This is a genomic window from Mesonia sp. HuA40 (assembly GCF_008017835.1).
In the GTDB taxonomy this organism is placed as follows: Bacteria; Bacteroidota; Bacteroidia; order Flavobacteriales; family Flavobacteriaceae; genus Mesonia.
Genome location: NZ_VRLT01000002.1, coordinates 1 through 9,040, shown reverse-complemented (window position 1 = coordinate 9,040; position 9,040 = coordinate 1). Strand labels below are relative to the sequence as shown.

The 9,040-nt window shown below is 30.7% G+C and carries 7 protein-coding genes and 2 pseudogenes; 1 reads left to right on the top strand and 8 read right to left on the bottom strand.

Annotated elements, in window-relative coordinates; all coding sequences use genetic code 11:
- The 6 genes and pseudogenes from FT993_RS00055 to FT993_RS00030 form a co-directional block, all read right to left on the bottom strand.
- A pseudogene (locus FT993_RS00055) lies at nt 1–1,439 on the bottom strand (hypothetical protein); the annotation flags it as partial.
- 143 nt (nt 1,440–1,582) lie between these two features.
- Entirely contained in the window at nt 1,583–2,020 is a 438-nt protein-coding gene (locus FT993_RS00050; protein ID WP_255504359.1) for a hypothetical protein, read from the bottom strand.
- A 289-nt stretch (nt 2,021–2,309) separates the two neighbouring features.
- On the bottom strand, nt 2,310–3,098 hold the full coding sequence (locus FT993_RS00045) for a DUF3050 domain-containing protein (protein ID WP_147860501.1): 789 nt from the start codon (nt 3,096–3,098) through the stop codon (nt 2,310–2,312).
- Nucleotides 3,099–3,703: 605 nt separating this feature from the next.
- Nucleotides 3,704–4,420: a DoxX family protein gene (locus FT993_RS00040; RefSeq protein WP_147860500.1), complete on the bottom strand. Its 717-nt coding sequence runs from the start codon at nt 4,418–4,420 to the stop codon at nt 3,704–3,706.
- A 163-nt stretch (nt 4,421–4,583) separates the two neighbouring features.
- Nucleotides 4,584–5,264, bottom strand: a complete 681-nt coding sequence (locus tag FT993_RS00035; RefSeq protein WP_147860499.1) for a type 1 glutamine amidotransferase domain-containing protein — start codon at nt 5,262–5,264, stop codon at nt 4,584–4,586.
- Nucleotides 5,265–5,438: 174 nt separating this feature from the next.
- Nucleotides 5,439–6,023: a Crp/Fnr family transcriptional regulator gene (locus FT993_RS00030; RefSeq protein WP_147860498.1), complete on the bottom strand. Its 585-nt coding sequence runs from the start codon at nt 6,021–6,023 to the stop codon at nt 5,439–5,441.
- Nucleotides 6,024–6,307: 284 nt separating this feature from the next.
- Between FT993_RS00030 and FT993_RS00025 the strand changes: the two are divergent.
- Nucleotides 6,308–7,279: pseudogene (locus FT993_RS00025) on the top strand (IS110 family transposase).
- Between the two features lie 128 nt (nt 7,280–7,407).
- Here FT993_RS00025 and FT993_RS00020 read toward each other — a convergent pair.
- Both FT993_RS00020 and FT993_RS00015 read right to left on the bottom strand, forming a co-directional pair.
- A complete protein-coding gene (locus tag FT993_RS00020; protein WP_147860497.1) occupies nt 7,408–8,595 on the bottom strand; it encodes an outer membrane beta-barrel protein in 1,188 nt (395 codons plus the stop codon).
- Nucleotides 8,596–8,691: 96 nt separating this feature from the next.
- On the bottom strand, nt 8,692–9,040 hold a 349-nt coding region (locus tag FT993_RS00015; protein ID WP_147860496.1), incomplete at its 5' end, for an integrase core domain-containing protein.

The following is a 9,040-nucleotide window of genomic DNA, read 5'->3' as shown; positions in this document are numbered from 1 at the left end:
GCTTGCAAATTTTTCAAAGTTGAAAAATTTGCAAGCACCACCTGAGGTATTTCAAAATAAACTCTAGTTAAAAATTGGATATACATCTCACGCTTTGTATATCCCATATTTGCGGAATATTTTTTATGAATTTCACTATTTGCAACACCTTTTCGTCCTTCTCCAATTCTATTATCGGCTTCTGCATAAGGTGGATTTATATAGATTACTAGCTTTTCTCTTTTTTTAGGGTCATTGATAATTGCTTGAAGACTTTGTGGTAACTTGGAGAAGTTATCGTTTAAAAAGTCAAATTGAAATACGTGATTTTTCAAAAGATTAGCACCGTGATCAATACGTTCGTGCATTACATTTATATCGGCTTGATCTAATGTACTAGCATAAATATTATATTTGTTAGTCAATCCAGCTAAAAGATTTCCAGTTCCTGCTGCACAATCCCAAATATAATATTCGTCCTGCCAATCTTCACCTAAATAATCGGTAAGGTACTTTTGAGAAAGCTCTACCCAAATTCTAGGGGTGAAAAATGCACCTTTACGTTCTCGGATATCTTGAGGAGCTAATAAATCTCGACGCTGTATTATATAATCTTGAAATTCTTTTATTGGAGGCCTTTTATATAACTTCCAAAAATGCTGATAGGTTTCTTTATGTTTGATATCAATTGTAGCATCAAACATTCTATTTATATTTTCTTTTGCTATTTTATAACCTTGATTGTGAAATACAACAAATAAGCTCTCTCTAATCGATGAATCATCATCAATAGTTTGAGTACCTTTGTCATCAACAAATAAGTCAGCAAGGTAAAAGTCGCTGTCAAAAATATTAGCGTCGCTTAATTCTTCCCAATTTACATTAATTATAGGTTTTACGACTTCAAGCCACCGTAAATAAATAGGGATGAAATTGTTTTTATCAATTTTTATTTTACTTTTTGTCGTTGCTTTCGCTATATTGTTTTTTATGAATATTTTAAGTTCTTTTTGATCCTTTTCGTAATCAAAAATGTAAGTTTTGACTTTTAGAATGGATTCAATTCTTTCTTTAATTAATTGGAATTCTTTAGTATTATGATTGCTAGGTGCAACATTCCAATTGAAATCATTTAGAAAAAAAATGTCTTGAATATTGACATAATCTACAAAGGCAATTTTTTTGAAATCAAATACTCCTAAAAATGCAGGTGGAAGAGTTTTGTCAAAAGTTCTTGCTTTTCCGATTGTTAGAATCAGTTGGACAAACATTGCTGAAATATCAAAATTTCCTGTCTTAGCTTCAGCCCATAAAAGCGGAGTTCTTCCAAATAAACTGTCCTGTTGTGGTAAGACTGAGAAGTCAATATTTCCTATAATCTCAGTGGTGTCGAACTGTTTAAACCAATCAGCACCAACCTTATTTTTTAATTCTTCTTCTCGTATTTTTCTATATTTCATTTATATGAATGTCGTATTTCTATAATTGTTGGTAACGGTTGGTATAAGAATGGTAGCCGATTGCGGGGTATTTTCCTATCAAGTTACAAGAAAGTTGAAGCGGGCTACAACCCTTGAATTCACTACTGTCTCGGCTTTATTACTCATACTTTCTGTAATAAATATTCAGTTACCGTTTCCCAGTCAGGAAAATCTTGGCTACCAAAATGAATCCATTCACCTTTAAAATCCTTAGCTCCGTTGTTAGGTCTGTCGTCAATTAAGTATTCTCCAGTATTTAAATTTTTATTATGCGATATGATTAACCGTTTATAAAACAAACTATCCTTTTCTTTACCAAAATGTTTATGTACCCATTCTATTTTATGAATCCACGCACTAGGGTTGAGCCAAGGGGCTGTTGAAAGAATATACAAGTCATATTTTTTTGAAAGTTTGTGAACAGAATCTATAGCGTTAGGATAAGGTTCCATTAGTGAAAATATGCTTGGGACTTCATCCAGTCGTCCATCATATTCATCGATTATATTTTTATCAAGTTTTTCTATTCCTGTTTTGAAATCAACAAGAACATTGTCCATATCAATATAAATTATTTTTTTCATTTGATAGTTTTTTTTCGCATTACACACAAATCGTTTTATTAATTCAAATATACACTTTTAACACTATATTTTACTGGATAAAGTTGAACACAGTTATTAGGGGTTACACAACTAGTCAACTCTGGTTTAAAAGGTTAGAAGAACGCGATATAATTGCGCACCTGGGAGCGAAAAGTAGGTGATTTCTAAACACTGGACTTTCGGTTTAGCACAATGTTAGATACAAAACCAAAAAGTTTAAATTTACTACTAATCCGTCTATTTTTTATACCTTGTTGTATGCTGGCTTTTCACGTTGAATTAAATCTGTAATAGCATTCCAAAGCTCAATTCGTTTTTCTAATGATTGTTTGGCTACAATTAATGTTTCGTTCCATTTTTGTTTGTCATCTTTACATAATTCCTTTATCATTTCTAGGGATAATGGCCCGTGCTCATCTCCATCAAGTTCAATATGACGTTTGAGATAATAATTTATTTTACTGTAAAGTTTGTTTTCCGAGTCAGAATTTTCAAGTATTTCTATAAACATATCAGGAATTACATCTTCCCTACCAAAAGTAAATGCAGATGCTATAAGATGAGGTTTATTTGCCTCAATAATTGAAAATGAAAATTTTACAAAATCAGCGACCCTTTTATCAATATTAACTTCATTTAGAGAATATTCAATCGAATTTCCTAATTCAATGAGTTTAATAAAATTGTTGATTTCATTGGTATTTGCATTTACCTGTAGCATTGCATCCAAATACATTTCGAAATGGCTTTTCGGTTCTCCTAATTCATTAATATCACTTTCTTCTCCGTGAACAATTTCGTTTATAAATCTTGAAAGTTTAGGGTTTTTGGGAGGTATCCAAGGTGTTTGAACAGTAGTCAAATTTATTTGAAGCTTTTTTAAGAGTGACATAAAGTCCCAAACGGCAAATACGTGACTTTCCATAAAAATTTTTATGTCATTAATACTTGTCAAATTTTCGTAAAGCTTATGGTTTTTTAATTGATTTCTTAATTCGGAAATCTCATTTTCAATATATTCTATTTCATTCATATCTTGTTTTTTTGCTATATAGAACGTTCTTGTATCTGAAAAGTAGCGCCGAAAATAAGCTCAACTTTTTAGGATTAAAACAGGCCAAAACAAAAGATTTGGCGACTTACCAAATATACCGAAAATTTCGGTTGGCGTAGAAAAAGCTATTTTTATTTACGGTGTTCTCTAAAGTTGCGGCAAGTTCTGCTAGGAACGTTCTGCTAGGAACGTTCTGCTTTTCTAACACGTTTTGAACAAATTAATCAAGACAGAAACTTTTTTTATAAGCTGAAAATAAATAATATTAAAAAAGGGGAGAGAATGTCTAATCATAATGTAAATATTTATTAATTTACTATGATTAAATATTTAAAAAAATGGAAAAAAAGAGTAAAATTCTGCTTTACATATCTTTTTTTATTTTCATTTATTGGTTTTGGACTAAATTGATTAACTTATACGATTATCCAGCTCTAGGTGCTATTTATGAATTGACAGCTTTAATTTTTTTAATTGCCACTTTTTTGATGCAATTTTTGCTTTTATATTGTGGATTAAATCAAATTTTTCAACAAAGATCAAAATTATTTCTCCAGTAGTTATATCGATTATCAGTATTTTGGTTATGATTTATTTTCCGAAAAACTTTCTAAACAGTCATCTAACTTATTGCCTTTTGAATGAATACATTCACAAAATTTATTTCCAATATTCTCATATTTAGTATTAGCATATTGTTTTTTACAATCGGATAATGAATTTCTTGGCATAATTTCAAATCCTTTTAGAAACATTAAAATTATAAGTCCAATGGTTGCAGCAACTCCACCAAAAAACAAAAATGGGAATTTATTGCTCCATTTTTTTGGTCGCTTTACAATGCCATAATCTGGTATATTTTTAAATGGTAAAATATATTTTAATTTGTCATAATTCCAAACGAGAATATACAAATTCGCTAAAACCATTAATGGTGCAGAAATAAATGAACCTTCAAATCGTACAGCGAAAGAAAGAATACAGATATTTACAATTATTGGAAAATAGAGTAGTGCTCCTAAAGTGACAGTTCGAGGTATTAGCAGTAAAACGGCTGAAAAAACTTGAGCATAACCAATGAAGTGATAATAATATCCTGTGCGATACAGTGCAGTTAGATATGCTCCCATCGGATGAATTTCAGACAAACCGCTGGCAAATCGTTCGTCAATTATTTTTGTTATTCCCGCGACTATAAATCCTAGAGCTAAAGTTAGTCGGCAAAAAATTGAAAAATACCAATACCATCTGTTCGCTTTTATTTTCAGGTAAAATTGGTCGAATTTAGTCAGATTGTTCAATTATTCACGATTTTTTTTAGATTACGCATAACGTGTTTGTGTATGAGTATTAGCGAAATTTTTGCGATCACTTTCGGAAAGTAATATACAAAATAAAAAAGAATAGCGACTTGAATTAAAAAACCAAGTCGCTATTAATTATACACGTTATTGTGATTACTTTTTACTTTAACTTTTCTAGTAACAGTTCGGCAACTGGTTCTGAAGATGCAGGATTTTGTCCGGTTATTAATAAACCATCTTCGATCGCATAAGGACTCCAGTCTGCTTTTTTAGTGTAAATTCCACCATTACTCTTTAACATTTCTTCAACCAAAAATGGAACAACAGAAGTTAGTTGAACAGCTTCTTCTTCTCCGTTTGTAAATCCAGTTACTTTTTTCCCATTAACCAAAGATGTCCCATCCGTATTTTTTGTGTTTTTAAAAATTGCAGGAGCGTGACAAACAGCAGCAATAGGTTTATTGTTGTTATAAAAATCTTCTATTAAGGCAATTGAGTTTTCATCTTCAGCTAAATCCCATAAAGGACCGTGTCCACCAGGATAAAATACAGCGTCATAATCTGCTTGATTAACAGTTTCCAATTTTATTGTTTTAGATAAGATCTCTTGAGTTTCTTTATCATCATTAAATCTTACGGTTGCTGGAGTTTGGAAATCTGGTTCATTACTTTTTGGGTCAATTGGAGGTTGTCCACCTTTTGGAGATGCCAAAGTAATTTCAATTCCTTTATCTTTTAATAAGTAATAAGGTGCTGCAAATTCTTCAATCCAAAAACCAGTTTTCATTCCAGTATCTCCTAAATCTTCGTGATTAGTTAATACAAATAATACTTTTTTCATTGTTTTGCTTTTTCTGTGTTAATACTTAATTTTTTTTCATTAGAATTATTTTCTTTTGTGTTTTTACCACAAGAGGAAAATAAAGCTAAAGCGATTATAATTGTTGTTATTCTTTTGATTAGAGACAAAATTACTGTCAAATCAAGTACTGAAAATTGATGTATGGTAATAAAATCAATTAGGAGATATTTCTTTTCTAATTCTACTTAAGCTTTCGGTAGTAATTCCTAGATAAGAAGCTATATGGTAATTTTTTACAGTCTGTTCAATTTTTGGGTAAGTGCTAATAAAAGAAACGTATCTTTCTTTAGCTGATTGGGCTAAATTTGCTAATATTCTTTTTTGAAAGCTAGCAAAAGCTCTTTCCATTTTTTTTCTGAAAAAAGTTTCTAATTGTGGAATCTCTACAAATAATTCTTCCATACTTTTTTTGGAAATTTCATATAAAGTTGCTTCCTGAATAGTTTCAATATACATAATCGCTTTGGATGCCGTGAAGAAAGCCGTATAATCGCTTATCCACCAATCATTAATGGCAAATTGCAAAGTATGTTCTTTACCAGATTTGTCAATAAAGTAAGTTCTTAAACATCCATTGTAAACATAATATTGACTGTTCACTTTATCATCTGCTTTTAATATTGTAGTCCCTTTTTTTAACTTGAGTTTTTTAAGTTTACTTTCAATAAGATTCATTTCTTTTTTTGAAAAAGAAATGCCTTTAAAAATTTCTAATATTATTGAATTTTCGATGTTCATGGATTATACTGAAATATTGAGCAAGCAAGGATTTGTCCGTAGGATAAATCCGTAACAATAGTTGTGATACATCTTAAGTTTGTTTTTCATTAATTTTATAGTATAAATCAGAAAGAACAAAGAGAGGATTAAGGTTATGTTATACGGTGAAGCGTTAGACTTCGACAACATTGATAATCCCCTCTCTTTAACTACTTTAATCACGTTCAGTTCTGTGAGGCTTTAGATCTCGTTTTCAAGTTGTTGTGATCACGGTAGTATGCTCTATCATAAAATCAGTTCCTATGAATAAATATAAGGAAACTTTTGGAGTTGACATCAGTAAAGATGTCTTTGACGTACACGGCAGTAGCAGTGGTCATAACCAGTTCAAAAATGATGAAAAGGGATTTAAATCTTTTTTAAAAATACTTCCTAATGATTCAATTGTGGTTATGTAAGCAACCAGTTACTATCATTACAGGCTCGCACAGTTTCTTTACAAAAACGGTATACCTGTATCGGTAGTAAATCCTTTGTCAGTCAAGCGTTTTATTCAGATGAAATTATCAAAAATAAAGACCGACAAGAGCGATGCCAAGGCCATCTGTGAGTATGCCCTGGCCAATAAGGTTCCACTTTACAATGCGCTGACCAATGTACAGGCAGAGTGTCTTCAGCTTTTTCGACTTCTGGATAGTTACCTAAAGAAGCGAACCGCCACAAAGAATAAACTTCACGGCGAGGAAGTTCTAGGTATTCCTTCTAAATATGTTTACAGCTCTTTAAAGCGTAATCTCAAACATTTAGACAAAGAGGTCAAAGGAATTGAAGCTCGCTTACTGGAGCTTGTCAAACAAGAACAGCAACAGCAACTAACCTTGCTAACGAGCATACCTGGAATTGGAATCAAAACCGCCTTGTTTTTAGTGGTAGTTACCGATGGTTTTACCAAATTTGAGAAGGCTTCGCAGCTTTGTAGTTACGTAGGAACCACCCCAACGATACGGGAATCAGGCAGTAGTGTTAGGGGTAGAAGTAGGATTAGTAAAGTGGGCAATAAGAAGCTTCGAAATCTATTATTTTTATGTGCTTTCAACGCTTGTAAGCACAATAAGGGTTGTAGGGAAATCTATGAGCGAATCGTGGCAAAGGGTAAAAGCAAGAAACTGGCGTTGATTGCAGTGGTCAATAAGCTTTTAAAACAAGCCTTCGCTATTGCTAAATCAGGATTGCCTTATGATGAAAATTATGTATCTATTCTAGCAAAAGGATAGATATAAAATAGAAATAAATATTACAGCTAAGATCTATTTGAATAAATCTTAGTACAGGCTAATTATGTCTCAAATTTATGATAGAAAAAAGTTGGTTTTTACCTCAGTTCTTTGTTCTCGGGTGTTTTTTAAAATATAGAATACCCAAATATTACCGATACTGTATGATAATCAGAATGCCAAAAAATATAATTGCTTAAAATTTCTCTACTTGTCTGATATCTCAATTCTAAACTATACTTATCATTATTTTTATAACCTATACCTAATGCTAAGTTATTTCTTGTTTTGATTTCTAAATCTGTTCCAGAACTAAAATCAATAATTGAATTACTACTTAAATCAAAAATGAATGAGCTATTAATAAAAATTTTAGAATTCTCATTTAGGAAAAAATAATACCTTATACCAACAGGTATTTCAATTGACTTATAGTCAGCTTTAACTTTCTGATTTGTTTTTTCTTTTTCCGATTTAAAATATTGATATGTTGGCTCAATTATAAATGCCCATTTATTTTTATTAAAAGGCATAATAAATTCTGCCTCAACACCAAATCTAAATCCTAACTCGTTATCAAAATCTGTGTCTCTTAAACTTGAGGCACTATTTTGTATTGAAAGAGAAGAACTATTAAGACCAGGTCGAATACTTAAATTAAATAAGTCTTTTTTCTGTTTTTCTTCATAATTGATGTATTTTTCACCGTTACATTCGTTGTATTCTACAAAAATATCAATTAGTTCATTTTTTTGATAATCTAAATTTTCAAATTTATTTATTTTCAAATTTGGACATTTTAGGCTATTCCAAAGTTGATTCTTAAATCTATTATTCTTACCGATTTTATTGTTCGAGGTTCTGTAAGATTTGAAAACTAATTGCTCAATTGCTGAATTTCCTTTATTGAAAAAGTATCTTCTTAAAGCCCCATCTTCAAATACATACAAATTTGCTTTTCCCTCAACTAATACCTTTAAAAATAGTTTTTCTTCTTTAAATATAGGGTTTCTATCATAACTTAATTTATTGATGTCCTCACTAGACCTGTCAAGGTTTACACTACTTCTGACATATTTTGAGATATTATCAATTCCAAATTCTTTAATTGATGCTATAGTTTTCTTTTTCGATTCGCTATTTTCAGATATTTTATATTTAAATTCAGTTGGATTACTTTTCCAATCATTATTTTTGATTAAACAACGAGTCTTTTGATTGTTGTTATCAATGTAATATCCTTTCTCAAAAGAAATTTGTGCATGGCAATTAAAGCTTAAAATTGTTATCAAAAAAAATAAAAGTTGCTTTTTCATTAATATTTTAATTTATTGATATTCATCTAGTTGATGTATTATACTGAAATAGGTTGACCTTTTTTACGGTCTTTTTTGGTTGATTAACTACTACTTTTAGATAGTAAGTTCAGGTAAATTTACATTATTTTTTCGATAGGATCTGTATTTGATCGTTGGATTTTTGTGGACTTCAGCTGGCTTTCTTAAATCTAGGCTAAAATGTGTTCTTAGGTTATTGTAAATATACACTGCTTGTGCTGTCATTTTCTGCGCTAATTCAGTGTTTTTAATCGTTTGTTTTAGTCCATATTCATATTTAAGGGTTCTGTTAATTCGCTCTGCAACTGCGTTTTCATAGGGATCATATTGTTCGGTCATACTCATAATAATATTATTTTTTTCAGCAAATTGGGTGTATTTGGGGTTACAGTATTGAAAACCTCTATCGGAATGATGGATGAGT